Genomic DNA, 26,568 nt, shown 5'->3' on the forward strand with positions numbered 1-26,568 from the left:
ATGAGTCTTATTATTTTTTGTTATCCGTGAAAACAATCTTATCTACTTAAAAAGCAAACTAACCCTTATATCTTCTTGTCTATCTGTTGTAAAGCAAAAGCATATGCTCCCAGTGCAATAGCCTTGTTTGCTCCCAAAGTTGAAATCGCCACCCCTATACGTTTAGTACAATCATAGGATACTTTCTTGTCAGTAAAAGGTACCTCAACCCAAGAACTTGTATCTTCTAAAAACTTCTTATATTCGTCCGGCTCCATCAAATTACAAACTTCCATCTGCAGACAATCGAAATCCCGTCCGGAGAAAGTCGATATGGAACGACGCATTTCACGCATCATACCTGGCAGAATATATTTAGCTGCACCGGCAACTCCTCCTCCTATAACCACCATCCCATCTACAATATGAAGTGCACTGACAATGGCAGCACCCGCCATTTCACCTAATTCATCAAAACTCCGCACAGCCGCTTCACGATTCCCCGTGAGTATGCCCTCGGCAATGTCATATATATCCTTTGGAGTCAGATTATCAACCGCCTCACCGCTCAGTTCTCCGTACACACGGCGTACTGCACGGATACTGACACTTTCTTCGGCTATCAAGTCGGTATATTTTTTATTCCTCATAATCCAGACATCACCACCACAGCCGTTATCACCGGCCAGCAAACAATTATCAATCACCACTCCCGCTCCAAAACCGGTTCCCAACGTAATGCCTAACAAGTTTTTATAACGTTTAGGATTACCGGCAGCCTTAAGTTCCTCATTAATGGAAGGTAATATTCCGGCCAACGCTTCACCGTAAGCAAACAAGTTACCATCGTTATTTATATATACCGGAATACCAAATTCTTCTTCCAGAAAAGCTCCCAAAGCCACACCTCCACGAAAAACCGGAAAGTTCGGTAAATCGCCTATCACACCATTCTTATAGTCTGCTGGACCAGGAAATGCAAAACTGATAGCTACCGGCTCATTTTCCAATTGTCTTTTCACTGCAGAAAAGCCTTTTTTCAAAACAGTCAGACATCCATTCAAATTGTCCGAAACCGCTGGCAAACAAATAGTTTCCACAATATTCTGATTTCCCCGGATAGCTGAAAAAACGAAATTCGTGCCTCCTGCATCCAAGGTCATTACTGTACGTTGGTCATGTCTATACATATTATATCAGATTTAATTAATACCATTTTCCGGTTAAAACCTCACATAAGCCTTGATGGTTCCACACTCTTTTCCCACAGACTTGCCACAAGGAGTTATTGTATATTCACCCACACTTGCCGGAACTATGAAGGTTTCAGCATAATGTACCACAAATGGTTTAAAAGCGTTTGTCGGACTTTCAACAACCACTTCTTCACCTTCCACCAAATTCAGTACATTCACACTATTATTCGTATGATGTGTAACAGATTTGGAGAACCAGTGACGGCGTGTTTCAATGAATTCATTCGGGTGTAATCCAGTACGCTCCTCGCTCCATCCTTCTCCTTCGGCAATCTGAGTGAAATGATTTGCCAGATATTCTTTTACATATTCCGTATTACGTTTCCAGTCTATTACTTCTTTACCTCTTTCCACATTAATGGGGCGCGGTTTGCCATCCAACCCCAAACGTTGCCAATCCCAGAGTTTGAATGTAAACAAATTGGGTGTTGAGCTGATTTCCAATACAAGTGCCTCCGAACCTGAGCAATGCACCGTACCTCCCGGAATCAAATAATGATCATGTTTTTTAGCAGGCAGTTTATTTACATACTTTTCTGTATCGAAAACGATTTCACCTTTCTGAGCCTCACGCAAATCACGAATCATGTCATCTTTATTAATACCATTCTTCAAACCAAGATAGACCGAAGCTCCTTCTTTAGCATCCAGCAGATAATAGCTTTCGTCCTGAGTATAATACATACCAAAGTTTTCACGGATAAACTGTGTGGTAGGATGCACTTGTACACTCAAATTTCCACCACCTACCGTATCTAGAAAATCGAAACGAATCGGGAAATCCTTACCAAAACGCGCTTCTACCGGTTCACCTAAAAGCTCTCTAGATTTCAACAAAACCAAATCTACCGACGGCAATTCAAAACGTACACCGTTCACCTCAAAATAAAGACTATTCTCTTCGGGCACACAATCGAAACACCAACCATAATTTTCTTTTTCAGGATTTAATCCACACACTTCTTTCATCCATTGTCCGCCCCATGGTGCCGGGTCAAAGAAAGGCACTATGCGAAAAGGAGTCTTAATTGTTTCTTCTATTCCTTTAAAGAAAGTCTCCCTATCAATCATTCTCGGATCGTTTGCAATGTGCGTATCCAACCAGAAATCGGCTTTATCAAACAAGCCTTCCTTATACTTATCAAGAACTCTCCAATCATTAAAATACCCTCTCTTATATTGTAAAGACACAGCATCTTCACGATTATCCACTCCCAAAGCCTTTACTTCGTGAGCACGAAAACGCTGTTGTATCTCCCAACGGGCCATATCAACATACACCAGCGTTGCTTCTGCCTGAGCTATCATAGCAGCACCCGAACCGACCACAATCACTCTATCATTTGCCGCTACCTGCTTCCGGGCTACCTCCAGCTTACCTGCATCAAAGTAGTCTTTCAGAGATAGGTTCGTCACATAACCAAAAAGAACATCCTTTGTCATAAAACGTTCTGTCATTTCCTTAATCTCATTCTCCGGCTTCATTAAGTCACGTGTATTAATAAGTAAGGTAGGTGACAGCGATTTCAATTCATTTATAACTTCATCTTCACGCACTCCTGCATAGAGTTCAACAGCCAGTACCTTTCTACTCTTAAAGCACTCCATCAGTAAGGTATGAATATCATTCCATCCCCGAAGAATCGTTCCCGAAATCTTTGTAGAAGGGAACTTGTCGTAATTTACTTTTCTCATAATTATATATACTTGATTTTATTATATGTATGAACATACTGGTATTTTGTGCAAATATATACTCTTTAAAAATAAAATAAAAGAATCTTCTCATATTTTTTTGATAAAAAAAGAATTATCTTTGCAATATTAAAAAAATAACAGAAAAAGTATAACCATGAAATTAGACCCAAACTCAGAAAAACCTCTTCACATTCAAGCAGAAGAAGTGCTGAGAAAACTTATAGAATCAGAGGAATACAAAAATGGGAAACTTCTTCCCAATGAGGTTTTATTGTCTGAACAATTAAACATATCGAGAAATACACTTCGCCAAGCAATCAACAAACTGGTATTCGAGGGATTATTGGTCAGAAAAAAAGGGCATGGTACAAAGGCTGTAAAAAAAGGTATTATAGGAGGAGTAAAGAACTGGTTGAGCTTCTCACAAGAAATGAAAATGCTAGGTATCGAAATTAAAAACTTCGAATTGCATGTCAGTTTTAAGAAAGCATCCGAAGAAATATGTACCTTTTTCAATATAGACCCTGAAAAGGGAACAAAATGTATGGTATTGGAAAGAGTACGCGGTAATAAAGAATACCCTTTTGTCTCCTTCATCTCTTATTTCAATCCGAGTATACCACTGACCGGTGATGAGGACTTCACCCAACCTCTTTATGGAATACTTGAAAATAAATATGACATCATCGTAAAAACCAGTAAAGAGGAAGTATCCGCACGGTTGGCCGGAGAATATATCGCAGAAAAACTGGACATCAAATCCAGCGACCCTATATTAATAAGGAAAAGATTTGTTTATGATATCAATGGAACTCCCATTGAATACAATATAGGATACTATCGTGCAGACAGCTTTACCTACACCATAGAGGCAGAAAGATAAATATACAAGAAAGTTTAATCTATAACAGAAATGACTATGAATACAACAGAAATCCCCGTACTGCTGTTGACCGGTTATCTGGGTAGTGGCAAAACGACGTTGGTAAATCACATCCTTTCTAATAAACGTGGCATTAAGTTTGCCGTTATCGTCAATGACATAGGCGAAGTGAACATTGATGCAGACCTTATACAGAAAGGTGGCGTGGTGGGAAAGAAAGAGGAAAGTCTGGTAGCTCTACAGAATGGTTGTATCTGCTGTACGCTGAAGACAGACCTGATAGAGCAGATGTTCGAAATCATGAAGATGCAACGCTTCGACTACATCGTGATTGAGGCGAGTGGCATCTGTGAACCGGAACCTATTGCCCAAACACTCTGCTCCATTCCTCATATGGGAGGAGCGTATACTAAATACGGTATTTGCCGCTTAGACTGCATTACCACCGTAGTGGACGCCTTACGTCTGCAAAGTGAATTTTCTTGCGGAGATAACTTGACACGCAAAGGCATTGATGAGGAAGATATAGAGAACCTCATCATTCAGCAAATTGAGTTCTGTAATATTATCCTGCTGAACAAAGCAGCAGAAGTACAGCCCGAGGAATTAAAACGTATCAAACAGATTATCCGCACCTTGCAACCCGGTGCCCAAATTATAGAGTGCAATTATGCAGATGTAGACCTGGATAAGATTATCCATACCCACCTCTTTAACTTTGAACGTGCCGCAACTTCCGCCGGATGGATTCGTGGCATAGAGCAACAAGTAAGCGAAGAGGAGGAAAAAGAGGCGCATTACCATCATGAAGAGGGTCATCATCACCATCACGAAGATGAACATCATCATGAAAGCGAACATCATCACGAGAAATGTCATCACCACCATCACGAAGGAGGTGAAGTAGAAGAATACGGTATTGGCACATTTGTCTACTACCGCCGTCCTGCATTCGACATTCATAAGTTCGACCACTATGTCGCTACCAAATGGCCCCGCAGCGTTATCCGCGCCAAGGGTGTCTGCTACTTCAGCCACAACCGCGACATGTCCTTCCTCTTTGAACAAGCAGGTATACAGAAGAAAATAACTGAAGCCGGACAATGGTATGCCACCGCCCCCGAAGAAGACATGATAGAACTGATGCGCCAAGAACCGGGATTGCTAAGAGACTGGGACGAGCAATACGGCGACCGCATGCTGAAGATAGTATTCATCGGACAAAATATGGATAAAGAGCAAATCATCCGCGACTTGGACAAATGCCTTGAATAACTTCCTAAAAAAGTGCTCCCTGTCATTCCGATCTTAAGAACAACGGGGAGCATCGTCCCAGGCGCGTAACTCTATTTTAAGAATCAGGAACCATATCAATTCTCCGTAAAACGGAACATTTTGAAATACACCTTCTGCTCTGTGTCGGATACATTCACCAGCCTCATCTTCGCAACGCTCAAATCTTTGAGAGATGCCTTCACCTGCGTTCTGTATCCCGGCTTCAAATCCACCGCCTGCCAGTTTGTGCCATCCGAAGTTACTTCCAGTTTAAACTTCGAATCAGCAACCTCCGCATCTCCCAAATCGATAAGCACCGAACTCAACTGGCGGGCATAATCCATCGAAATGGTCAGCACACCGCCTGCCTGCCAGTTGATGACTTCATTGGACGGAATAATTGTATTCACCTTTCCCTTCTGCTGAATAGGAAGCGAAGCCAACTGATTCACGTCGCTCTTCAACGTGTAGGGAGAATAAACAGCCTTTGTATCAAGCCCGGCATGGAACGCTGCATTATAGCCCGTTGTCGCCGCTTCGAACAAAGCATTGAAAGTAGGCATCAGATGCAGGCTGCCGCTCTTTATGCCCGCTTTATATTGGGCATCCGTCTCACCCATCAGCACCAGCAGGGCGCGGGCGTGTTCGTAGCTACCTATAAATGCATCCTTCTGCTGGCGCAGGCGTATCATGTTCAGCACCTCCGCACCATACTCTCCCACTTGTTTGAACTGAATGAGCCAAGGCCTTATTTCAGTTATCAATGGACGATTCTCATTTCCCGACGCAAGCAATCCATCAGCGGCAACGATTATCTTCCGGCATTCCTCAGCTACCTGCCGATAGGCATCTTCATCTATCTCGTTTTTCTCTTGATAGGCTTTCAACAAGGCAGAGAGAGCAGGCTGAATGGCAACGGACTCTTCACGACGGAAGCGATGTCCATTCTGTCCCGGGTCGGAATTATGAGCAGCGAAGATTTCCAAATATTCGGCATGAAGTGGCATAAGGTCTCTGACTGCATGTTTCCAAGAAGTTTCACTATCATAATTCTCCATATTCCAAGTATAATCAGCTACACTGTACAGAGAGATTTTGGAAGCCTCGGCATGTTCCATCGGATTGGAAACAAAAGCAGACATATCATCTTTTATATCAAGCCCGTTTCCATAAACCGGCCCTAGCAGCAAATGGTCTTGTACATAATCCGAAACGGGGAAATTCCACCAAATGTACGCCTTACGTTTCAGCAGCGGATTGACGAAGTCCAGCGTAGACTTATCTATAGTAGCAACTACCATATCACCGGTCCACATCACCTTGATACCCTCGTTCAACTTATCACCAAGCGTAGTGAGATAGCCCCCCTCCACATCAGTCCATGACTTGTTATACTCCGTGGGACACAGTATTAACGGCGCAACATCCCGCTTGACTTTTACAAAATGGTCATCAATATAGTTCAACAGTTCAGCCTGCTTGTCCGCCTTTGTCCCTTCACCCGAAATATCATCAAAGAAAACGGCAAAACCACGCACACCCAACTGGTACATGCTTTCGAACTTCTGCAACAATAACGAGCGGTCTTCTTCATTCCAGCGAATATCCTGACCCGGATGAATGGCCCAATAGAAAATAACATTGTTCTCCTTCGCCCTATTCACCAATACTTTCAACTCTTCTCCTTCTCGAGCAGGATAAGGCTTGCGCCAGTTGGGAGTCCGGTGATAAGGATCGTCTTTCGGTCCATAGATATAGACATTCATTTTGTTCCGACCATAAAAATCAAGCTGGCGTATACGCGCCTCCTGACTCCAAGGAGCACCGTAAAACCCTTCCACCACACCCCGATAGGGAACATCGGGATAGTCCGTCACTTCAGCCAAAGGCAGCTTGTCTAAAGCAAGCAACTGCGCAAGAGTCTGTACACCATAGTACGCTCCCCGTTCGTCAGCACCGGCTATGACGATGCAGTCTTTTTCTATTTTCAGGAAATAACCTTCGGATTTGCGTGGAATCCGATGTTGGTATTTCTTAATAATCTTATCTCCTTTCACTCCTATATATACACGGAAAGAAGCGCCAAGCACCTCTTCCGGCATCAATGAACGGAGTAAAGGCAACGCAGGTCCGTCCTGCACGGAATTGCCGGAAAGGATCTGGTATTGTCGGGGAATATCAACAGAATCTTTTTGCGTAATATATTCTTGGGGAGTAGGTTGCAAATGAAACTCTTGCGCACAAAGCGTCGCTGTCGTCAGCATACCGAATGCTCCCAGTAACAGTAGTTCTTTTCTCATAAGCGGATTATTAAATTAAGGAATATCTATGTATTAAGAAAACTCTTCCATGCATTCAAGGTTGATACGTTCAAAAATAAGAAATAAATATGAAAACACGTACAAATACAGACATTTATTTCAGTTTAAAGATTCATTCTGCATCCGTTTGAGTTCATCGCACACTGCCGGATGCAGGAAGTAGCGTACGTCTTTCCCCTCCTCCATGGCCCGACGGATAAAAGTGGAGCTGATTTCAAATATCGGAGAAGAAACTGTCCGCACATTTTGAGGTAAAGAGGCGGCCTCTACCGGATAGCCGGGGCGAGGATAGACCAGAAGATGATTTTCGGCAAGAATACGTTCCGACTTGTACCAACGGTGGAACAGCCTCCAGTTGTCCGAACCAATGACAAGATGGAAAGTGTGTTGAGGATAAGTTCGTTTCAGCGCATCCAACGTATGAACTGTATAAGAAGGCCGAGGCAGATGGAATTCAAAATCGGAAGCGCGAAATTTGGGATAACCCTCAGTGGCTAGCTGCACCAGCTTCAAACGTAACTTGTCATCCATCAGTTCGTTTTCTTCCTTCAGCGGATTGTGGGGGGTGACCATAAACCACACTTCGTCCAGGTCCCCGTATTCGCAAAGATAGTTGGCGAGGGCCAAATGTCCGATGTGTATCGGGTTGAACGAGCCGCTGAAGATTCCTATATTCATTTATTCTTATTCATATACAACCTTACAAAGGACGTCTTTGCAACGCACGCCAGGCAGCCCAAGCATTGAAAATCGTCACTACAGAGATAAGAAACATTGAAATACTGGAACGAGGCTCGCCATGCTGTATATACAATACACCCACAACAAGGGAGCAGACGAACAAAACGCTATTAATAATCAACAAAGCCTTGTTCAGCTTCGGGCTGTTCTTCCTCCTCGGTGCCAACTGGTTGTACACTCCTCCACGTTGTTTCATTCGTTCAAGAATTGAGAGATTACTTTCAATGCTTCCGCTTTGGCTGTCTCCAGGTCATCGTTCACAATCACGGTATCGAACTTCGGTGCAAAGCCCAGTTCGTATTCGGCTTTCGCCACGCGGCTCTCTATCACTTCGGGAGCATCTGTTCCGCGCCCCACCAAGCGTTTGCGCAATTCCTCCACTGAAGGTGGCTGAATGAAAACAGACAAAGCACGCTCACCATAGAATTTCTTGATATTGCAACCACCCACTACATCCACATCGAACACTACATTCTGTCCGGCAGCCAATTGCTTTTCCACCTGCTCCTTCAGTGTTCCGTAAAAACGGTCCTGATATACCTCTTCATACTCCAGGAATTCATCATTGGCTATGCGACGACGGAACTCGTCAGGAGTCAGAAAGAAGTACTCCACTCCATCTTTCTCCGTTCCGCGGGGCGGACGGCTGGTCGCTGAGATGGAAAATGCCAAGTTCAGATTTTGAGTCAGCAGATAGTTGATAATCGTTGACTTGCCGGAGCCCGAAGGGGCTGAAAATATGATAAGTTTTGCCATCGAATTATTTACGATTTGACGATTTACTATTTGATACTACATGACGTTCAATACTTGTTCCTTGATTTGCTCCAATTCATCTTTCATCTGAACGACAATCTTCTGCATCTCCGCATGATTGGACTTACTGCCCAAGGTATTGATTTCGCGTCCCATCTCCTGGGCGATGAACCCTAACTTCTTGCCTTGTCCGGTTCCGGTTTCCAGCGTATTGATAAAATATTTCAGATGATTGCCAAGACGCTGTTTCTCTTCGTTCACATCCAGTTTTTCGATGTAGTAGATGAGTTCCTGCTCCAGACGGTTCTTGTCATAATCCACGCTCAAGGTCTTTTCCAGTGCATCGGTAATACGCTCCTTCACTTTGGCCACACGCTCTTTCTCGTAGGGAGCGATAGTCTCCAACAAATGGGAGATATTGGCGATCTTCTCACGGAACTTCTTTTCAAGGGCAGCTCCTTCCTGCTTACGGAAGTCCACCAGCGCACCGACAGCCTTTTCCACAGCCGAATAGACCACAGCCCATTCCTCCTCACTCAGTTCCTGCGTATCATTCTTCGTCATCACATCCGGCATACGGAGTAACGTGGCAAACCAGTCCGTCGCATCCGGCACAGGTATTCCTAGATTTTCTGATATAGCACAAATCTGCTTGTAATATCCCTCAACCAATGTCTGGTTGATGGGAGTGGCGCTTTCCGCACTCTCTTTCTTTTCTATCCAAAGGCTGAAATCCACCTTTCCGCGCTCCAGTTTCCGTGATATTTCATTACGGATTTCCATCTCCTTCTCACGATAAAGCGGAGCAATGCGGGCAGATAGGTCCATTGCCTTACTATTGAGCGACTTTATTTCAACGTTGATTTTCTTATCAGGCAGTTCGACGGTTGCTTTGCCGTAGCCTGTCATAGATTGTATCATAATGTTATAGTTTTGCGCAAAATTACACGATTATTTTAATTAGTGAAAATAATCACGTAAATTTGCCACAATAAAATCAAGAATAAAAGTTATGTCATGTATCTTGCATATTGAAACGTCCACTTCTGCCTGCTCCGTAGCCGTGAGCGAGGATGGACAGAACGTTTTCAAGAAAGAGGACCTGAATGGCCCTTCACACGCCGTTTCATTGGGAATCTTTGTGGACGAGGCGCTATCCTTTGCCGATAGCCATGCCATGCCGTTGGATGCAGTCGCCGTGAGCTGCGGCCCTGGTTCGTATACCGGGTTGCGTATCGGCGTGTCGATGGCAAAAGGTGTCTGCTATGGACGTAACCTGCCACTTATCGGGCTGGAAACCCTGAAAGTCCAGTGTGTACCGGTATTGCTCTACCACGATGAGTTACCCGACGACGCATTACTCTGCCCGATGATTGACGCCCGCCGTATGGAAGTCTATGCTGCCATCTACGACCGTGCCTTGAAATCGGTGCGCGACATTGCAGCCGATATTGTGGACGAAAACTCCTACCTGGAATTTTTAGAGCAACATCCCGTCTATTTCTTCGGTGACGGTGCAGCCAAATGCAAAGAGAAAATCACGCATCCCAATGCACACTTCATCGACGGCATCCGCCCGCTTGCCGGCATGATGTTCCCGTTGGCAGAAAAAGCAATAGCCGAACAAGATTTCAAGGATGTGGCCTATTTCGAACCCTTCTATTTGAAGGAATTCGTAGCCGGCACGCCAAAGAAACTTATTTAGGGTTTAGCGATTAGGGATTAGGGATGAATACCATGCGGTATCACTACGTAGCCCATTAATCACTAACCACTAATCGCTAAACCCTAATCACTAATCGTTGAACATTAATCACTAATTAAAGATGCAATATAACACTCAACAAAAACGGATGCCCCTACCCGAATATGGTCGCAGCATCCAGAATATGGTAGACCACGCGCTGACAATCGAAGACCGTGCAGAACGCCAGCGTTGCGCAAACACAATCATCAACATCATGGGAAACATGTTTCCCCATCTGCGCGATGTGCCCGACTTCAAACATAAGCTATGGGACCACCTTGCCATCATGGCCAACTTCCAATTGGATATAGATTATCCGTACGAAATTATCCGCAAGGACAATCTGAATACCAAGCCGGAGAGCATCCCCTACCCCAGTACCAAAATCCGCTACCGCCACTATGGCCGTACACTGGAAGTACTGATAAAGAAAGCCATCGAATTTCCGGAAGGAGAAGAGAAGCAGAACTTGATAGCGCTCATTTGTAACCACATGAAGAAAGACTACATGGCATGGAACAAAGATACCGTCGATGACCGTAAGATTTCAGATGACCTCACCGAACTCTCTGACGGAAAACTGCAAATGACAGACAGTATCGTCCGTCTCATGGCCGAACGTATTGACCAGAACTACCGTCCGAAAGTGAACAACCAGAATAACCGGAACAACAACCGGAACAATAAACGGAAATACTAAAATTGAATGATTAGTGGTTAGTGATTAATGCCATGCGGCATCACCATGCAGACCACTAATCACCAACCCCTAATCACTAATTTCATGGCATCATTTGTAATCGAAGGAGGACACAGACTTTCCGGTGACATTTACCCCCAAGGAGCAAAAAACGAGGTGTTGCAAATTATCTGCGCCACATTGCTCACTGCCGAAGAGGTGACTGTGCACAATATCCCGGACATACTGGACGTCAACAACCTTATCCAATTGATGCGGGATATGGGAGTCAGCGTATCTAAAAAAGGCATTGACACTTACAGCTTTCAAGCTGCCAACATTGATTTCGCCTATCTGGAAAGTGACGCGTTCCTGAAAAAATGTTCCAGCCTGCGCGGTTCCGTCATGCTGGTGGGGCCGATGGTGGCACGTTTCGGCAAGGCCATGATTTCCAAGCCGGGCGGAGACAAGATAGGACGCCGCCGTCTGGATACACACTTTATCGGTATCCAGAATTTAGGAGCCGACTTTGTCTATAATGAGGAGCGTGGCATCTACGAAATCTCAGCCAAACAACTGCATGGCAGTTATATGCTACTCGACGAGGCATCTGTTACGGGAACTGCCAATATCGTAATGGCAGCCGTCCTTGCCAAAGGCAAGACCACCATCTACAACGCCGCCTGCGAACCCTACGTGCAGCAACTTTGCAGAATGCTGAACCGGATGGGAGCTAAGATAGAAGGCATCGCCTCCAACCTCCTGACTATCGAAGGAGTAGACGAGCTGCACGGAACCGAGCATACCATCCTCCCCGACATGATTGAAGTGGGCAGTTTCATTGGCATGGCAGCCATGACCCGTAGCGAACTGACCATCAAGAATGTCTCCTACGAGAACTTGGGAATTATCCCCGACAGTTTCCGTCGACTCGGCATCAAGATGGAGCAGTGGGAAGACGACATTTACGTGCCCGCACAAGAGACGTACCAGATAGAGTCCTTTATCGACGGCTCCATCATGACCATTGCCGACGCACCCTGGCCCGGACTGACACCAGACTTGCTCAGTGTGCTGCTGGTGGTTGCCACCCAGGCAAAAGGTAGTGTACTCATTCATCAGAAAATGTTCGAAAGCCGTTTGTTCTTTGTGGACAAGCTGATAGATATGGGAGCGCAAATTATCCTCTGCGACCCGCACCGCGCCGTTGTCATCGGTCACGACCACGGCTTTAAACTACGTGGCGGCAACATGACCTCGCCCGATATCCGTGCGGGCATCGCCCTGCTGATAGCTGCCATGAGTGCGGACGGCATCAGCCGCATCCACAACATAGAGCAGATAGACCGTGGGTATCAGAACATCGAAGGGCGACTGAATGCGCTCGGAGCAAGAATAACAAGAATAGAATAAGATGATAAAGAGAGAAGAAGTATATAAGATAGGTATATTCAACAAGCCCCACGGCATTCACGGAGAACTATCGTTCACTTTTACGGATGACATCTTCGACCGGGTGGAAGCCGAATACCTAATCTGCCTGCTGGATGGTATACTGGTGCCTTTCTTCTTGGAAGAATACCGTTTCCGCTCCGACACCACCGCCCTTGTCAAACTAGAAGGCGTGGACACGGCAGAACGCGCCCGCATGTTCACTAATATTGAGGTCTACTTCCCCGTAAAGCATGCAGAAGAGGCAGGACCAGGTGAACTGAGTTGGGACTTCTTCGTCGGTTTTCGTATGGAGGAAGTACATCACGGCACGCTGGGAGAAGTGACGGACGTGGACACATCGACCATCAACACACTGTTTGTGGTAGATTATCAGGGAGAAGAACTGCTGGTGCCGGCACAAGAAGAGTTTATCATAGACATTGACCAGAAGCACAAGGTCATCACCGTAGACCTGCCGGAAGGTTTGATAGCTTTGGACAAAACAGAAGAGGTATGAAAAAGAAACGAAGAAAAGCATTTTGGAGTAACATCAAGTTCAAGTACAGACTGACGATTACGAACGAGAATACCCTTGAGGATATCATCACGTTGCGCGTATCCAAGCTGAACGGACTGTCCGTATTGCTCTCCGTGCTGTTCGTATTGTTTCTCATCGCCTCCCTGATCGTAGCCTTCACCCCGCTGCGCAACTACCTGCCGGGATATATGAACAGTGAAATCCGTGCCCAGGTAGTGGAGAATGCCTTGCGCGTAGATTCCCTCCAGCAACTGGTGAACAGACAGAACCTCTATATCATGAATATCCAGGACATCTTCCAGGGCAAGATAAAGGCAGATACCATACATTCCATCGACTCGTTGACCCACCTGCGCGAAGATTCGCTCATGGAACGTACACAACGGGAAGCCGAATTCCGCAAACAGTACGAGGAGACAGAAAAGTACAACCTGACGAGCATCACCGCTCGCCCCGAAATAGACGGACTGATTTTCTACCGCCCCACACGCGGCATGATTTCATCTCCCTTCAATGCCGAAACAAAACACTTCGGCACGGACATTGCCGCCAATCCGGGCGAAAGCGTATTGGCCACCTTAGACGGTACCGTCATACTGAGTACCTACACTGCCGAGACGGGTTATCTGATAGAAATACAGCACAACCAGGACTTCGTGTCAGTCTACAAGCATTGCGGCTCTCTGCTGAAACGGGAAGGCGATGCGGTGAAAGGGGGTGAAGCCATCGCACTGGTAGGAAACACCGGCGAGCTGTCCACCGGTCCCCACCTTCACTTCGAGCTGTGGCATAAGGGCAGGGCCGTAAATCCCGAGCTTTACATCGTATTTTAGTCTCCAAATAGTAAATTGTAAATAGCATAATAGTAAATGAAACAGATTGCCATACTCGGTTCTACCGGTTCCATCGGTACACAAGCGTTGCAGGTCATCGAAGAACATCCCGACCAGTACGAAGCATACGTATTGACCGCCAATAACCGCGTAGAGGAACTCATAGCCCAGGCACGCAGATTCAAGCCTGAGGCAGTGGTAATAGCCAACGAATCGAAATACACGCAACTGAAAGAAGCGCTTGCCGACCTACCTATCAAGGTATATGCCGGCGCAGATGCCCTCTGCCAGATTGTGACCGAAAATCCCATTGATATGGTATTGACCGCCATGGTGGGATATGCAGGGCTGAAGCCCACCATGAATGCCATCCGAGCCCGTAAGCCGATAGCCCTTGCCAACAAAGAGACGCTGGTGGTGGCGGGAGAGCTCATCAATGACCTGGCACGCTTCAGCGGTGTCCCCATCCTACCCGTCGACTCCGAGCACTCCGCCGTTTTCCAGTGCCTGGCCGGTGAGATAGGCAACCAAATAGAAAAAGTGATACTGACTGCCTCCGGAGGTCCGTTCCGCACCTGCACTATGGAGCAACTAACAACCGTCACCAAAGCGCAAGCACTGAAACACCCCAACTGGGACATGGGCGCCAAAATCACGATAGACTCTGCTTCCATGATGAACAAAGGGTTCGAGGTAATCGAAGCCAAATGGCTGTTCGGTGTACGTCCCGACCAGATAGAAGTCGTGGTACACCCGCAATCCGTCATCCACTCCATGGTACAGTTTGAGGACGGTGCCGTGAAAGCACAACTGGGAATGCCGGACATGCGCCTGCCCATCCAATATGCCTTCTCCTATCCCGACCGGTTGAAAGCCTCTTTCCCGCGCCTGGACTTCAAGCTGTGCACGGAACTGACGTTCGAGCAACCGGACACCACCCGTTTCCGTAACCTCGCCCTGGCCTACGAAGCGCTACATCGTGCAGGCAATATGCCTTGCATTGTCAATGCCGCCAATGAAGTGGTGGTAGCTGCCTTCCTGCAGGACAAAATTTCGTTCCTTGGCATGAGTGAAGTAATAGAAAAGACCATGTCGCGCGTATCCTACTTACAGAAGCCCACCTATGAAGACTATGTGGCTACGGATGCCGAAGCCCGACGGATAGCAGAAGAGCTGATTTGATAGATACACCGGAATGAAAAGAATTATAAAAAACATCTACTCATTTGATACGTTAAATAAGAAAACGTACCTTTGCGAAAATTATAAAAATCGTAAAACAGCAAATAATTAGATGGAAACATTCTTGATTCGTGCCCTGCAACTCATTATGAGCCTCTCGTTGCTCGTTATTGTTCATGAGGGGGGGCACTTCCTTTTTGCGCGTCTGTTCAAGACGCGGGTAGAAAAGTTCTGCTTATTCTTTGACCCTTGGTTCACATTATTCAAGTTCAAGCCCAAACACAGTGACACGGAATATGGTATCGGGTGGCTACCCTTAGGTGGTTATGTAAAAATAGCAGGTATGATAGACGAATCTATGGATACCGAACAGATGAAGCAACCCATGCAGCCATGGGAGTTCCGTGCCAAGCCGGCATGGCAGCGCCTGCTAATTATGGTAGGCGGTGTATTGTTCAACTTCCTGCTCGCATTGTTCATCTATTCCATGATACTTTTTACTTGGGGCGACGAATATATACCAGTACAAAAAGCCCCATTGGGTATGGATTTTAACGAAACAGCCAAAGCCATAGGCTTCCGCGACGGCGATATCCTAATATCTGCCGACGGGGTACCGTTCGAACGCTATGATGGCGACCTGCTGACCAGTATTGTCGATGCTCGCCAGGTAAGCGTATTGCGTGATGGGGAAGCTGCTTCAGTCTACATCCCCGAAGACATGATGAACCGCTTGCTGGCAGACAGCGTGCGTTTCGCCAGTTTCCGTTTCCCTTATGTAGTCGACAGCCTGATTGTAGGATACCCTGCCGCTTCCGCCGGTCTGCAAGTAGGTGACAGCATCACCCACTTGGATGGAAAGTCAATAGCCTACTACGACTTCAAAGAAGAGATGCTGAAGCGCAAGAAAGCCAATGCATCCCATGAGGTAACCTTGACATACGTCCGTAACGGTGTGACAGACACCTTGAGCATGATGACCAATGCCGACTATGAAATAGGCGTAGCAGCACGTACGGCAACCGACAAACTGCTGCCCGTTGTCCGCAAGGAATACAGTTTTCTTTCCTCTTTCCCTGCCGGCGTATCTTTGGGGGTAAAGACTCTGAAAGGCTACGTAGGCCAGATGAAATATCTCTTCTCCAAGGAAGGAGCCAAGCAACTCGGAGGTTTCGGAACCATCGGCAGTATTTTCCCCGCCACGTGGGACTGGCACCAGTTCTGGTACATGACGGCATTCCTCTCCATCATCCTTGCCTTTATGAATATTCTGCCCATCCCTGCACTGGACGGCGGACACGTGTTATTCCTCATTTACGAAATCATTGCACGCCGCAAGCCCAGCGACAAGTTTATGGAACGTGCGCAGATGGTGGGCATGTTCCTCTTGTTCGGTTTGCTGATTTGGGCAAACTTCAATGATATACTGAGGTATTTCTTTTAAAGAACAAGACATAAAAAAACGCATCATCCATTCGCGGTAGAACGGATGATGCGTTTGCATCAAACAGATGATGTATTCGGGGCAAGCAGACGATGCGTTTGAACCAAACACATCATCTGTTTTTTTTGTGTCTTATACCAAATGGCCGATCCACTCTTCGCGGTCGCCCGGAAGCAGGTCTATTACCGGAACTTCAACCATTGTATAGCAACCAGGCTGCTGACGCATAGCGGCACGCGCCACACATACCAGCACTTGTGCCGTGAGGGCAGGATTGTTGATACGCATGTTGAACTCAAATAGCTGGTTCTGCGTCTTGCCAGACACACCTTTACGGGTCAGGTTTACCCCATGACCCATATCGAGCAGTGCATCCACACTCGGAACCAATTTTACATGTGTTTCGTCATTCACAAAGTACGGGTCGGCTTTGATGGCTGCAGTCACCTTGTCAAATTCGTAGCCATCCTTCAACTCGATGTACACCATACGACGGTGAATGCCGGTTCCTGTAGGAATAGTCATGGAAAGGGCGGCTTTCACACCTTCGATGGCCTTTACAGCCACGGTATGTCCCATGCTCATGCCCGGACCAAAATTAGTATAGGTAATGCCTTTCGGAGCAATGGCTTCCAGCATGGTGCGGACAATGGAGTCACTACCCGGGTCCCAGCCGGCAGAAATGATGGATACCGTATTATGCTTTTTAGCCTCTGCATCCAGTGTGCGGCGCAAGGCAGTGATACCCGTATGGATATCGAAACTGTCCACAGTATGAATGCCTAAAGCAAGGATCTCCTTTGCATACTCTTCCACTTTGCGGGTAGGCGTACAAAGGATAGCAACATCCACGCCTTTCAGTTCCTTGATATTCTTCACAACGGGATATGCACTCAGTTCCGCAGGACAGTTTTCAGCTCCGGCACGGCGTACTACACCGGCAATTTCGAAATCGGGAGCTGCTTGCAGGGCTTCGAGCACATAATGCCCGATATTACCATAGCCAACGATGGCTGCTCTTACTTTTTTCATTCTTTTTATGAATTTATTTATCAGTTTTCTACTTTATCGGCGCAAAAGTAAGCATTTTAATTTATTATATCGGCAGAACTCCCTGCTGTTTCACACAGTTTTTCTTTTTTTAGTGAGTGAAAGTCCAATAATAATTCATACATTCGCAGATGATATGTACGCAAGGCGCATTTTGGGCCGACAAGTAAAAGAATTATGATAGAATACATCAGAGGCGGAATTGCCGAACTAAGTCCGGCAACCGCAATAATAGACTGCAACGGACTGGGATACGGCGTCAATATTTCATTGAACACGTATGCCGCCATCCAGGGCAAGAAAGAATGCAAACTATATATATACGAAGCTATCCGTGAAGACGCCTATGTCCTCTACGGATTCGCCGACAAGCAGGAACGCGAACTATTCCTGCTGCTCATCTCCGTTTCAGGCATCGGCGGAAATACAGCCCGCATGATTCTCTCGGCACTCTCGCCATCCGAACTGATAAATGTCATCAGCACGGAAAACGCCACTCTACTGAAAACAGTCAAGGGTATCGGGCTGAAAACAGCCCAACGGATAATTGTGGATTTAAAAGACAAAATCAAGACCGGCAGCGTTGTAGCCGGCAACGCAGGGACCATAGGTACACTGGTATCGGCAGCCAACGCACAAGTACAAGAAGAAGCCGTAGCCGCCCTTACCATGCTGGGCTTTGCACAAGCCCCCTCACAAAAAGTAGTGCTTGCCATTTTGAAGGAAGAACCAAGCGCACCGGTGGAACAAGTCATCAAATTGGCATTAAAAAGACTATAATATTTATCTAAAACAAACAAATCATGACAACAATCAACATGCAATATTGGTTAGGGGCCAATGAACGCACCCACGTACTGCCAACGGACAAATGGTACCTCGACTTTGCCACAAGCATCCTGCCCCTCGTCAAGACCTCTCCCTTGTTCAACAAGGAAGACCTGCGTACCCAAATTGACGCAGCCATCTCTCTCGGCATGTACTTTCAAGATGCCATTGCCCAAAGCGGAGGCTGGAAACTTTTCTCCGAAGCCTTTCAAGGAGTATACGGAACTTACCTGCCGTTCTATCCACTGGGTGACGATTATACGCCCGATGAAATAAATCAGGAAGACATTGCATTCGTACTGTGGACATTGAAATCACAATTTAGTATTTTTGACAAGGAATACACCTTGTTCAGTCCTTATAACAAAGACCTGCTTGCATTAAGCCAAAGCGCCTATGAACTGATGGATGCACGTTTCGAAGAAGCTCCCATCAGCGAGGGAGAATCTTCCTTCCTTTGGGTAATGGGACTTGATTTACTGGATATGCCCATTACTCCGCTGCCGGAAGTCACTCCGGAAACCAAACTGAGTAAAGATGCCGCCCGCTGTCTGGAATACAGCCAGGGGAAACCGCTGCTATACTTCACCGATTACAAGGAGCTTTGCACTTTCTTTGTCGATGTCTTGGGATGGGAAAACAAACGGTCCGCACTATTGCCCGACCTGGAATACCAAAAAGAGTTCGTGATTTATGCCAACGCCAAAGGTATGCTCGTAGCCCACAACGTGGCCGCCTATTTCTGTGAAGAACATAACCCGATGTACGATGCCAAACGCGCTGCTGCAGAGGGTTACAAGATGTTCTGCCAACCCGGAGAGTGTCCGTTCGACCTGCTGAAATACGGAATGACCAAAGGAATTCTACCCGATGTGGAACTTCCCTTCCTGAAAGGAAAAGAAACACTGCATCAATATTGGGACTTTATAGCCCGTTACTACTTATGTGAATATTATGAAGGCGAGTAACCATTCCGGCATAAAGCCCAAACGAAGCAACAAGGCCAAGCCAACCGGAAAACGGATTGGTAAATCCAAACCTTCGAAAGCGAATAATCAGCTTAACAGAAGGGTGAAATAATGGAAAATGGATAATGGAAAAACAAACAGTGCAGCGTATTTATTGAAACCGCATGGCAATTTTCCATTATCCATTATCAATTTTCAAAGTTCCACAATCTCTTCCTTACACAACGTCAGTTTCTCCACTCCTTCCGCTGTTACAACCCAAGAGTTTTCGATACCGACGGGACCAATGCCTGGCAAAACAATCTTCGGTTCCAAAGCAAAGACCATGCCCGGTTCCAGCTCCTGCTTCATGCGTGGAGCCAGCACCGGCATTTCATTGATTTCCAGTCCGATGCCATGACCGATAAACTTGGCTTTTTGAGTGGCTCCCATAAAGTTGTCGGCAAAGCCCGCTTTGGTGACAATATCGATAGCGAGATTGTAAAGGTCCTCACAAACAGCACCCGGTTTCGCTTTTTCTACAACAGCCTCTTGTATGTCCAGGCAAACCTGATGGGCAACATATGCCTTTTCCGGCAGCTTTCCGATAGAGAATACACGGCTCATGTCTCCCATATAGCCATAGAAGTTACCCCCCATATCGACCATAAAGCTCTGGCCGGGCTGCAACAGTGCACCGTTCACACTGATAGGCAGTGACGGATCAAGTCCCTCGCCTCCCAGAGCAAAATCATAGGGGGCAGGCGCAGTAGCATTATCTCCTGCCAGCAGACTTCCCATAAAAATCTCCATACTTTGTCCGAAGGTACGGAAAATACCCAGACAACCTTCCAAACGCATCAGGCGCTCTATTTCGATGGATAACTGGCGGTCTGTCATTCCTGGTCTATAAACCGAGGGTATTTGTTCGTAAGCTTTAGCATGTGCAATGCCGGAACGGCGGAACATCTCAATCTCTATTTCAGTCTTGACACTTCGGGCCTTCCGGATAAGTGCCGTACCACAAGGAAGCACCTCCGTTTCAGGGAAACACGCAGCCAAACGGTTATATTCCGTAAAAGACAACTCATCCCCCTCCAGCATCAACCTCGCAGGTATGGGCAAACCACATTCCTTTAGTAAGTCAGGCAGTTGTTCCGGTTTACGGATAGGATGAATATGTTCCCCTTCAATATTGTTGGGACGTTTGATGAATAAACGAGCGGGAGCATTCAACGGCAGATACAAGTAACCGCTGACGACACGTCCGTACGTATAGATTAAATTTACATTGCAAGCGATAAGAGCGGCATCAATCTCTTGTTGAGCCATGAGAGAGCGTATTTTATCACGTCTCAGTTTCAATTCAGGTAGTAACATCTCTTTGTCATTTATGGTTTCTCGGATACAAAGATACAACTTTTTTAATTGAGAATAAAAAAAGTACTGCCCGATACCTTCACAGGCGTAGGGCAGCACAAACCACAAATACAAATACAACTAAACAAAGTTTCTCTCTTAGATAATTCCCTGACCCATCATGGCATGAGCCACCTTCATGAAGCCGGCGATATTCGCTCCCTTCACGTAGTTGATGTAGCCATCAGGTTCTGTCCCATATTTTACGCATTGAGCATGAATTCCGTGCATGATGGCGTGGAGTTTTTCATCCACTTCGGCTGCACTCCAGCTGAGGTGCATGGCGTTCTGCGACATTTCCAGTCCGCTGGTAGCCACACCACCTGCATTGACAGCCTTACCCGGTGCATACATAATCTTGTTGTCAATGAAAAGGTCGATAGCTTCGGGCGTACATCCCATATTGGAGATTTCGCCTACACATGTCACCTTGTTGTCAATGAGGTGTTGTGCATCTTCGCCGTTCAGCTCGTTCTGGGTAGCGCAAGGCAGAGCGATGTCCGCTTTCACTTCCCACGGGCGTTTGCCTGCCACGAAAGTAGAGCCGGGGAATTCGTCGGCATACGGTGCTACGATATCGTTGCCCGATGACCGGAGTTCCAGCATATAATCTATCTTTTCGCCACTGATACCGTTCGGGTCGTAAATGTAACCGTCGGGACCGGAGATGGTAACCACCTTGGCACCCAATTCGGTAGCCTTGGTAGCAGCACCCCAAGCCACATTTCCAAAACCGGAGATAGCCACGGTCTTGCCCTTGATGTCAATGCCTTTTGTCTGTAACATTTGGTTTACGAAATACAAGCCACCAAATCCTGTTGCTTCAGGACGAATCAGCGAACCGCCAAATTCCAATCCTTTACCGGTAAATGTGCCCGTAAATTCGCGAGTCAACTTCTTATACATACCGAACATATAGCCCACTTCGCGACCGCCTACACCGATATCACCGGCAGGAACATCCATATCCGGACCGAGGTGACGCCACAATTCCAGCATGAAGGCTTGACAGAAACGCATGATTTCAGCATCGCTCTTTCCGCGCGGAGAGAAGTCGGAACCACCCTTACCACCGCCCATAGGCAATGTAGTCAAAGCATTCTTGAAAGTCTGCTCAAATCCCAGGAATTTGAGAATAGAAAGATTTACGGAAGCATGGAAACGAATACCGCCTTTGTACGGGCCAATGGCATTGTTGAACTGCACACGATAGCCGAGGTTCGTCTGAACTTCACCCTTATCATCCACCCACGTTACACGGAAAGTAAAGATACGGTCAGGTTCAACCAGACGTTCTATAATTTTCGCTTTCTCGAACTCAGGATGTTGGTTATAGATATCTTCGATGGAAAGAAGAACTTCCTTTACGGCTTGAAGATACTCAGACTCGCCGGGGTGCTTTGCCTCTAAAGAGGCCATGATACGTTCGATATTCATAATATTACGTTTTAAAGGTTATTACCTTGTTGACTTCACGCTATTCAAACAAAATGTCAATGAATAACACCGCAAATATAAGAAAACTTTTCAAAACAGCTAAATTTTACGGTTATATTTTGATTAAAGAATGATAAAATGTCAAATCCCCGGCATTCTCTATTCATACCTAAATGGTCTATTCTTTTCCTATTCTGTCAACAATTCGCCATAACGGCATAAATATAGAAAAATTATAATAAAGAAAATAAGAAATGACGAATAATTTACGAAAAAAGACACAATCCTCACGGACTATGCCTTTCCAATTGCTAACTTTAATTCTTAAATGCTTGTATTAAATCCGCAACATAATAATTACTATGTACGGACAAGCTTCATAATTTCTTCAATCCTTTTACCTCTTCTTTTGTTGCTTCTCGAACACTGATAGCCACCCCTCCACTACTTGCCAAAGGTTGACGCAGCACACTCTTTGACGTTACTATGCCACGACGGATGTCATAGCTCTGCGGATTATCTTTCCAGTCTGCATCCCGACCATCTGCATAAACGGTAACAATATATTTCCTTCCTTCGGGTAAGAAAGAGAAAGGAATAGTTGCCGTACGAGGATGTTCGTCGGTAATAGCACCTACATACCACTCTTGTTTTCCTTTGGCTTGACGAGCCACTGTGATATAATCACCCGGTTCGGCTTCCAAATACCAAGAATTGCTCCAATCCACCGCTACATCCTTAATAAATTGAAACGCATCGGGAAAACGGCGATAATTATCCGGCAGGTCTGCTGCCATCTGTAACGGAGAGGGCATCGTTACATATAGAGCCAATTGTTTTACCAATGTAGTACCCGCCTGACCTTTAGGTTTCGAACTATTATAATACGAAAGTTTTGTCTGGAAAATACCAGGAGTGTAATCCATCGGACCACCCTTCAACCGAGTAAACGGCAAGATACAAGTATGATCCGGATCATTGCCCCCCATAGATTCAAACTCACCACCACGGGCAGATTCTTGCGCTACCCAGTTGGGCCAGGTCCGACACAAGCCGGTGGGACGAACAGCCTCGTGACTATCTACCATAATCTTATAATCAGCAGCACGCTTCACCACATGTATATAATGATTGTTCATCCATTGTGAGGAATGATATTCACTACGGGGAATGATTGAGCCCACATATCCTGTCTTTACAGAATTATAGCCATTATCTACCATAAATTGAAAGGCTACATCCAGCTGCCGCTCATAATCGGCAGCATTAGCAGCCGTCTCATGATGCATGATAATCTTTACCCCCTTTGATTTGGCATAGGCATGTAGTACCGCAACATCAAAGTCCGGATAAGGTTTGTCAAAAAGGAACTGACGATCCTTACGATAGGATGCCCAATCTTCCCAACCTTCATTCCAACCCTCAACCAATACCGCATCAATACCATTCTCCGCCGCAAAGTCTATGTACTCTTTCACATGTTCAGTATTGGCCGGATGATGTCCATTAGGAGTTAACTTTGAATAGTCGGTTATGCCGGGTTTAGCCTTATAATAGTCGCTATATGCCCATGTACCTCCTCCACCAGTAAACATCTCCCACCAGACACCGATAAATTTCTGTGGCTTAATCCAAGAAGTATCTTCCAGCTTACAAGGTTCATTCAGATTAAGAATCAACTGAGAAGCAAGGATGCTACGTGCATCGTCACTAACCATAATTGTACGCCACGGGGTATGCAACGGTAATTGCAGATATCCTTTCTTTCCTAATTTATCGGGAGTAAGATGAGCAGAAAAGTTAAACTCTTTATCATCCACATTCAGCAACATGGCAGAATAATCTACCAAGGCAGCTTCATGAATATTGATATAAAGTCCTTCGGTAGTCTTTATCATAAGGGGTGTTTGTACTGTGAATGAAGTCGCTTTAGCTTCATATCCTTTTTTACGTAGATTACGTTCCATAGCTTCGCGCACTTCGGAAATGGCCGCAGTAGTATAGGCAAACTCATTCGTATCATAATCACCGGGAATGCAATAGAGTGTATGATTACCGGTCAGATTGAATTCCGTCAGTTCGTCTTTTACCGTCAGATAATTCATGGTTTTCTGCTCCGGCAACTCATAACGGAATCCGAGTCCATCGTCAAACAATCGAAAACGTACAATCATCGTACGGTCGTGCTTTGCCGGTTGTGAGAAAGTGACAGTAAGTTCATTGTAATGGTTACGGACTTTTTCATACTCTCCCCATACAGGCATCCAAGTTTCATCAAAAGTAGAATTTGTTGCATCAAGAATCCGGAAGCCATTTGACAAATCCGCTTCTTCCATAAGTATTCCCAAGGCAGAAGGTTCTACAACCGGCTCTCCTTTGTAATATAAGCTATAGACCGGCCCCCCCTCGGAATCAAGCACAACATTGAGTTTCAGATTCCCATTGGGAGATAACAATTCGTGTGCCATCGCCACACAAGCAATTCCCAGAAATACAACTGTTAATAATACATGTTTCATATACATCCGTTATTGTTGATATATAAAATATTGATAAGGCTCCATCGTCATTACTGTAGGCAACTCCACATCCACACCGGCAATCACATCGGTCATGGTCTTGCCAGCATGCTCCATAGGTACTTTCACTTGTACAGACTCATTGGCGGTATTCACCATGACCAACATGCCATGACTGCCTGCTGCCCGATAAAATGAAGCGACATCTCCGGTAGTATAAACTTCCAGTTCACCACCACGTACACTGCTCGTAGCTTTATAGGCTCTGATGATTTCTGCCATCTCTTGCGCAAAGACTTCATTGGACTTCAAGTCTATAACTCCGTAATTGAAAAAGTTAAGTGACCGCGGATAGGCTACTTCCTGCGAACTATAAATAAGAGGTATCCCCTCGAGCATAGTCGTTAATACAAAAGCAGACATGGCACCACGCTCACCGCCATAACATTCTATCGGTGATGCCTCACTTGCCTGGTCATGATTAGTAGAATAGCGTAACCGTAACGTACCCTTCGGCATTCCCTCCAATTCGGAAGTATTCATAGCATAAAGGTCAGTAAGTGAGCATTTACCGGCATAATAGTCTTTCAGTTTACTATGGAAGTTCCAGCCGTAGAGCAGATTGAAACCATTGTTCATTAAAGACGTTTTTCCGCCTTCGGCAAGCATCAGCAAATTATTGTCAAGTGTACGGAGCTCGGCGATTGCTTTCTTCCAGAAAGCATCTGGTACCCCCTCGGCATAATCACAACGGTATCCATCAATACCAATTTCTGTTACCCAATACTTCATGGCATCAATCATGGCTTGCTGCATGGTTTCGTTGTCAAAATTCAAGTCAGCAACATCCGCCCAAGGCTGTTCTTGAGGTTGTACCACATTGCCATTTGCATCCTGTGTATACCAATCCGGATGCTCAGTCACCCAAGCATTGTCCCACGAAGTATGGTTGGCAACCCAGTCAAGAATCACTTTCATTCCTTTGGCATGGGCAGCATCTACCAGTTCTTTCAAGTCTTTTTTTGTTCCGTAACGTGTATTCAGCTTTTTATAATCCTTTATACAATAAGGTGAATTCACACTTTTCAGTACTCCCGGCTCATTTACAGGCATCAGCCAAAGCACGGTAGTCCCCAGGCTTTGAATACGGTCAAGCTCTGCTTTGATGGCAGAGAACGCATTTTCTTCGGCAAAAATGCGGGGATTTGCCTCATAAATCACCATATCCGAAGCCATGTATTCTTCCTGTGGGACGGGAATCGGTTCCATGTCACTCTGACTATCACTACACCCCATACAAGAATGTAGCATCGTAAAGAGCAGTGTCGCAATTATTACTTTTTTCATATTTCTACTTTTTATCTATACTTATACTCATTGGCGGAACTGATATCTGCAAAAGGAGCATCCAAACTCTCCAGTAATGGGCATTGGCAGAAAAGATACTAAGCCTTAATACTAAAAATCCCGGAAGCCAATACTAAAAAACAAAAGAGCTAAGAGATAACTTCTTCCCAAGGCTTGGTTTTTCTATCCCAAGACTTGGGATAGAAAAACCAAGCCTTGGGACATATATCCGCAAGATTGAAAAGAGATATCCTA

General features: G+C 45.8%; 23 protein-coding genes. 11 read left to right on the forward strand and 12 right to left on the reverse strand.

The window, feature by feature from the left end:
- Positions 1 to 65 precede the first annotated feature (65 nt).
- Both EYA81_RS03975 and EYA81_RS03980 read right to left on the reverse strand, forming a co-directional pair.
- A complete protein-coding gene (locus EYA81_RS03975) occupies positions 66 to 1,169 on the reverse strand; it encodes an ROK family protein (protein ID WP_117600496.1) in 1,104 nt (367 codons plus the stop codon).
- A gap of 33 nt (positions 1,170 to 1,202) precedes the next feature.
- Complete coding sequence (locus EYA81_RS03980; RefSeq protein ID WP_131225379.1) at positions 1,203 to 2,930, reverse strand: class I mannose-6-phosphate isomerase; 1,728 nt, start codon at positions 2,928 to 2,930, stop codon at positions 1,203 to 1,205.
- A 157-nt stretch (positions 2,931 to 3,087) separates the two neighbouring features.
- Here EYA81_RS03980 and EYA81_RS03985 point away from each other — a divergent pair, with 157 nt between their 5' ends.
- Together EYA81_RS03985 and EYA81_RS03990 are read left to right on the forward strand one after the other, a co-directional pair.
- Positions 3,088 to 3,816: a GntR family transcriptional regulator gene (locus tag EYA81_RS03985; RefSeq protein WP_117600498.1), complete on the forward strand. Its 729-nt coding sequence runs from the start codon at positions 3,088 to 3,090 to the stop codon at positions 3,814 to 3,816.
- A 36-nt stretch (positions 3,817 to 3,852) separates the two neighbouring features.
- A complete protein-coding gene (locus tag EYA81_RS03990) occupies positions 3,853 to 5,091 on the forward strand; it encodes a GTP-binding protein (RefSeq protein ID WP_131225380.1) in 1,239 nt (412 codons plus the stop codon).
- A gap of 95 nt (positions 5,092 to 5,186) precedes the next feature.
- Here the strand turns inward: EYA81_RS03990 and EYA81_RS03995 are convergent, their stop codons facing one another.
- The 5 genes from EYA81_RS03995 to EYA81_RS04015 all read right to left on the reverse strand — a co-directional run bounded on the left by EYA81_RS03995 (position 5,187) and on the right by EYA81_RS04015 (position 9,830).
- Complete coding sequence (locus tag EYA81_RS03995; RefSeq protein WP_131225381.1) at positions 5,187 to 7,391, reverse strand: beta-N-acetylglucosaminidase; 2,205 nt, start codon at positions 7,389 to 7,391, stop codon at positions 5,187 to 5,189.
- A gap of 120 nt (positions 7,392 to 7,511) precedes the next feature.
- Positions 7,512 to 8,090 (reverse strand): nicotinate (nicotinamide) nucleotide adenylyltransferase, encoded by a 579-nt coding sequence (gene nadD, locus EYA81_RS04000; RefSeq protein ID WP_005833017.1) that lies wholly within the window; start codon positions 8,088 to 8,090, stop codon positions 7,512 to 7,514.
- Between the two features lie 22 nt (positions 8,091 to 8,112).
- The gene (locus EYA81_RS04005; RefSeq protein WP_005833018.1) at positions 8,113 to 8,349 is read right to left on the reverse strand and encodes a hypothetical protein; all 237 of its coding nucleotides are present in this window, start codon (positions 8,347 to 8,349) and stop codon (positions 8,113 to 8,115) included.
- Positions 8,346 to 8,909, reverse strand: coding sequence for a guanylate kinase (gene gmk, locus EYA81_RS04010; protein WP_005826973.1), 564 nt, complete (start codon positions 8,907 to 8,909; stop codon positions 8,346 to 8,348). The genes EYA81_RS04005 and gmk overlap by 4 nt, the downstream gene beginning before the upstream one ends.
- Before the next feature lie 36 nt (positions 8,910 to 8,945).
- Positions 8,946 to 9,830, reverse strand: a complete 885-nt coding sequence (locus tag EYA81_RS04015; RefSeq protein WP_005826974.1) for a YicC/YloC family endoribonuclease — start codon at positions 9,828 to 9,830, stop codon at positions 8,946 to 8,948.
- A gap of 91 nt (positions 9,831 to 9,921) precedes the next feature.
- Between EYA81_RS04015 and tsaB the strand changes: the two genes are divergently transcribed.
- The 7 genes from tsaB to rseP all read left to right on the forward strand — a co-directional run bounded on the left by tsaB (position 9,922) and on the right by rseP (position 16,766).
- A complete protein-coding gene (tsaB, locus tag EYA81_RS04020) occupies positions 9,922 to 10,614 on the forward strand; it encodes a tRNA (adenosine(37)-N6)-threonylcarbamoyltransferase complex dimerization subunit type 1 TsaB (RefSeq protein WP_005833019.1) in 693 nt (230 codons plus the stop codon).
- A 121-nt stretch (positions 10,615 to 10,735) separates the two neighbouring features.
- Entirely contained in the window at positions 10,736 to 11,356 is a 621-nt protein-coding gene (locus tag EYA81_RS04025) for a DUF4290 domain-containing protein (RefSeq protein WP_005826977.1), read from the forward strand.
- Positions 11,357 to 11,440: 84 nt separating this feature from the next.
- Complete coding sequence (gene murA / locus EYA81_RS04030) at positions 11,441 to 12,748, forward strand: UDP-N-acetylglucosamine 1-carboxyvinyltransferase (RefSeq protein ID WP_005833020.1); 1,308 nt, start codon at positions 11,441 to 11,443, stop codon at positions 12,746 to 12,748.
- Position 12,749: 1 nt separating this feature from the next.
- Positions 12,750 to 13,286, forward strand: coding sequence for a ribosome maturation factor RimM (rimM, locus tag EYA81_RS04035; RefSeq protein ID WP_005833021.1), 537 nt, complete (start codon positions 12,750 to 12,752; stop codon positions 13,284 to 13,286).
- Entirely contained in the window at positions 13,283 to 14,140 is an 858-nt protein-coding gene (locus tag EYA81_RS04040) for a M23 family metallopeptidase (RefSeq protein WP_005826982.1), read from the forward strand. Before rimM ends, EYA81_RS04040 begins: the two co-directional genes overlap by 4 nt.
- A gap of 36 nt (positions 14,141 to 14,176) precedes the next feature.
- Entirely contained in the window at positions 14,177 to 15,322 is a 1,146-nt protein-coding gene (locus EYA81_RS04045) for a 1-deoxy-D-xylulose-5-phosphate reductoisomerase (protein ID WP_005826984.1), read from the forward strand.
- 112 nt (positions 15,323 to 15,434) lie between these two features.
- Entirely contained in the window at positions 15,435 to 16,766 is a 1,332-nt protein-coding gene (gene rseP / locus EYA81_RS04050; RefSeq protein ID WP_005826988.1) for an RIP metalloprotease RseP, read from the forward strand.
- 132 nt (positions 16,767 to 16,898) lie between these two features.
- On the opposite strand, the gene EYA81_RS04055 is transcribed toward rseP, so the two are convergent.
- Positions 16,899 to 17,798, reverse strand: coding sequence for a diaminopimelate dehydrogenase (locus tag EYA81_RS04055; RefSeq protein WP_005826990.1), 900 nt, complete (start codon positions 17,796 to 17,798; stop codon positions 16,899 to 16,901).
- A 195-nt stretch (positions 17,799 to 17,993) separates the two neighbouring features.
- On the opposite strand from EYA81_RS04055, the gene ruvA reads away from it, so the two are divergent.
- Both ruvA and EYA81_RS04070 read left to right on the forward strand, forming a co-directional pair.
- Positions 17,994 to 18,596, forward strand: a complete 603-nt coding sequence (gene ruvA / locus EYA81_RS04065) for a Holliday junction branch migration protein RuvA (protein ID WP_005833022.1) — start codon at positions 17,994 to 17,996, stop codon at positions 18,594 to 18,596.
- A 23-nt stretch (positions 18,597 to 18,619) separates the two neighbouring features.
- Positions 18,620 to 19,612, forward strand: coding sequence for a DUF3843 family protein (locus EYA81_RS04070; RefSeq protein ID WP_005833024.1), 993 nt, complete (start codon positions 18,620 to 18,622; stop codon positions 19,610 to 19,612).
- Positions 19,613 to 19,807: 195 nt separating this feature from the next.
- Here the strand turns inward: EYA81_RS04070 and EYA81_RS04075 are convergent, their stop codons facing one another.
- The 4 genes from EYA81_RS04075 to EYA81_RS04090 all read right to left on the reverse strand — a co-directional run bounded on the left by EYA81_RS04075 (position 19,808) and on the right by EYA81_RS04090 (position 26,313).
- Positions 19,808 to 20,971 carry a Xaa-Pro peptidase family protein gene (locus EYA81_RS04075; protein ID WP_005827001.1) on the reverse strand — a complete coding sequence of 388 codons (1,164 nt, stop codon included), beginning with the start codon at positions 20,969 to 20,971 and terminating at the stop codon, positions 19,808 to 19,810.
- Positions 20,972 to 21,109: 138 nt separating this feature from the next.
- Positions 21,110 to 22,447: an NADP-specific glutamate dehydrogenase gene (gene gdhA, locus EYA81_RS04080; RefSeq protein ID WP_005827003.1), complete on the reverse strand. Its 1,338-nt coding sequence runs from the start codon at positions 22,445 to 22,447 to the stop codon at positions 21,110 to 21,112.
- A 377-nt stretch (positions 22,448 to 22,824) separates the two neighbouring features.
- Complete coding sequence (locus tag EYA81_RS04085; RefSeq protein WP_016272962.1) at positions 22,825 to 24,972, reverse strand: glycoside hydrolase family 97 protein; 2,148 nt, start codon at positions 24,970 to 24,972, stop codon at positions 22,825 to 22,827.
- Between the two features lie 3 nt (positions 24,973 to 24,975).
- Positions 24,976 to 26,313, reverse strand: a complete 1,338-nt coding sequence (locus EYA81_RS04090; RefSeq protein ID WP_008665154.1) for an alpha-amylase family glycosyl hydrolase — start codon at positions 26,311 to 26,313, stop codon at positions 24,976 to 24,978.
- Between the last annotated feature and the right edge of the window lie 255 nt (positions 26,314 to 26,568).

The sequence above is a fragment of the Bacteroides sp. A1C1 genome (genome assembly GCF_004328515.1).
In the GTDB taxonomy this organism is placed as follows: Bacteria; Bacteroidota; Bacteroidia; order Bacteroidales; family Bacteroidaceae; genus Bacteroides; species Bacteroides uniformis.

What these genes read in the sequence shown, in the direction of transcription:
- EYA81_RS03975 (WP_117600496.1), bottom strand. Translation starts at nt 1,169, where the DNA reads ATGTATAGACATGACCAACGTACAGTAATGACCTTGGATGCAGGAGGC.
- EYA81_RS03980 (WP_131225379.1), bottom strand. Translation starts at nt 2,930, where the DNA reads ATGAGAAAAGTAAATTACGACAAGTTCCCTTCTACAAAGATTTCGGGA.
- EYA81_RS03985 (WP_117600498.1), top strand. Translation starts at nt 3,088, where the DNA reads ATGAAATTAGACCCAAACTCAGAAAAACCTCTTCACATTCAAGCAGAA.
- EYA81_RS03990 (WP_131225380.1), top strand. Translation starts at nt 3,853, where the DNA reads ATGAATACAACAGAAATCCCCGTACTGCTGTTGACCGGTTATCTGGGT.
- EYA81_RS03995 (WP_131225381.1), bottom strand. Translation starts at nt 7,391, where the DNA reads ATGAGAAAAGAACTACTGTTACTGGGAGCATTCGGTATGCTGACGACA.
- nadD (WP_005833017.1), bottom strand. Translation starts at nt 8,090, where the DNA reads ATGAATATAGGAATCTTCAGCGGCTCGTTCAACCCGATACACATCGGA.
- EYA81_RS04005 (WP_005833018.1), bottom strand. Translation starts at nt 8,349, where the DNA reads ATGAAACAACGTGGAGGAGTGTACAACCAGTTGGCACCGAGGAGGAAG.
- gmk (WP_005826973.1), bottom strand. Translation starts at nt 8,909, where the DNA reads ATGGCAAAACTTATCATATTTTCAGCCCCTTCGGGCTCCGGCAAGTCA.
- EYA81_RS04015 (WP_005826974.1), bottom strand. Translation starts at nt 9,830, where the DNA reads ATGATACAATCTATGACAGGCTACGGCAAAGCAACCGTCGAACTGCCT.
- tsaB (WP_005833019.1), top strand. Translation starts at nt 9,922, where the DNA reads ATGTCATGTATCTTGCATATTGAAACGTCCACTTCTGCCTGCTCCGTA.
- EYA81_RS04025 (WP_005826977.1), top strand. Translation starts at nt 10,736, where the DNA reads ATGCAATATAACACTCAACAAAAACGGATGCCCCTACCCGAATATGGT.
- murA (WP_005833020.1), top strand. Translation starts at nt 11,441, where the DNA reads ATGGCATCATTTGTAATCGAAGGAGGACACAGACTTTCCGGTGACATT.
- rimM (WP_005833021.1), top strand. Translation starts at nt 12,750, where the DNA reads ATGATAAAGAGAGAAGAAGTATATAAGATAGGTATATTCAACAAGCCC.
- EYA81_RS04040 (WP_005826982.1), top strand. Translation starts at nt 13,283, where the DNA reads ATGAAAAAGAAACGAAGAAAAGCATTTTGGAGTAACATCAAGTTCAAG.
- EYA81_RS04045 (WP_005826984.1), top strand. Translation starts at nt 14,177, where the DNA reads ATGAAACAGATTGCCATACTCGGTTCTACCGGTTCCATCGGTACACAA.
- rseP (WP_005826988.1), top strand. Translation starts at nt 15,435, where the DNA reads ATGGAAACATTCTTGATTCGTGCCCTGCAACTCATTATGAGCCTCTCG.
- EYA81_RS04055 (WP_005826990.1), bottom strand. Translation starts at nt 17,798, where the DNA reads ATGAAAAAAGTAAGAGCAGCCATCGTTGGCTATGGTAATATCGGGCAT.
- ruvA (WP_005833022.1), top strand. Translation starts at nt 17,994, where the DNA reads ATGATAGAATACATCAGAGGCGGAATTGCCGAACTAAGTCCGGCAACC.
- EYA81_RS04070 (WP_005833024.1), top strand. Translation starts at nt 18,620, where the DNA reads ATGACAACAATCAACATGCAATATTGGTTAGGGGCCAATGAACGCACC.
- EYA81_RS04075 (WP_005827001.1), bottom strand. Translation starts at nt 20,971, where the DNA reads ATGTTACTACCTGAATTGAAACTGAGACGTGATAAAATACGCTCTCTC.
- gdhA (WP_005827003.1), bottom strand. Translation starts at nt 22,447, where the DNA reads ATGAATATCGAACGTATCATGGCCTCTTTAGAGGCAAAGCACCCCGGC.
- EYA81_RS04085 (WP_016272962.1), bottom strand. Translation starts at nt 24,972, where the DNA reads ATGTATATGAAACATGTATTATTAACAGTTGTATTTCTGGGAATTGCT.
- EYA81_RS04090 (WP_008665154.1), bottom strand. Translation starts at nt 26,313, where the DNA reads ATGAAAAAAGTAATAATTGCGACACTGCTCTTTACGATGCTACATTCT.